This window comes from Bradyrhizobium sp. 87 (assembly GCF_023073015.1).
GTDB classification, from domain to species: Bacteria; Pseudomonadota; Alphaproteobacteria; order Rhizobiales; family Xanthobacteraceae; genus Bradyrhizobium; species Bradyrhizobium canariense_D.
Genome location: NZ_JADPIQ010000010.1, coordinates 1 through 718, shown reverse-complemented (window position 1 = coordinate 718; position 718 = coordinate 1). Strand labels below are relative to the sequence as shown.

The following is a 718-nucleotide window of genomic DNA, read 5'->3' as shown; positions in this document are numbered from 1 at the left end:
CGCCCGTACCCACCTCATCCGTCAGGGCAGCCCGCAGATTGGCGCTGGACGGCGTAGCGAGGAACGTTGCGACGCCCGAGCCAAGCCCTGTCACGCTACCAATCGCGGGCGTAATTGTCACGTTGGCCGCCGCCGTCATCAGCCCCTTGGCGTTGACGATAAACTGAACCGACTGCGTTGCGCTGCCAAATGTCCCGACGTTGGAATTGACGGTCGCCAGCGTCGTGGCAACTGCCCCAACCGAAGTCGTCACATCGCCGGTCAGCGCCGGCATGCGTGCTGCTGGAACCGTGCCGCCCGTTAGATTGGTTGCGTTCGCCGCATTGGCCGCCACAGCCGCATCAGCGGCCGCCTGCGCCGTCGAAACAGGCTTGTTCGCGTCGGAGGTGTTATCGACGTTTTCAAGCCCGGTGATGACGTGATTTGCATTCCATTCGTCGCTGCCGACGGGATAATTGGGGTCGTCCGGGATCGTGACGACCTTGGCATGCGTGACGCCCACAACAGCCATTTACTGGGCTCCCATGGGGGCGATACCGACAATTTCGCCGGTCTGCGGGTCACGGATCAGCCTCTTCGGCGTGTTGAAAGCGGTCGCGAGCACGTTCATGTCGCGCCGCATTTCCTGCATGAAGGCCATGATGAGGGCCGCGCTGTCCGCGCCACCGCCCTGCACAGGGTTTCCCTCGGCATCCGCCGGCGCGGGCGGGGTCGATGC

General features: G+C 64.1%; 2 protein-coding genes. Both read right to left on the bottom strand.

Annotated features, from left to right (window positions below; all coding sequences use genetic code 11):
* Positions 1-511: hypothetical protein (locus IVB50_RS02220; protein WP_247294127.1), on the bottom strand; the 511-nt coding region annotated here is incomplete at its 3' end.
* Positions 512-718, bottom strand: a 207-nt coding sequence (locus IVB50_RS02215; protein WP_247294126.1) for a hypothetical protein, incomplete at its 5' end; no start/stop codon positions are given. It abuts the gene before it with no gap.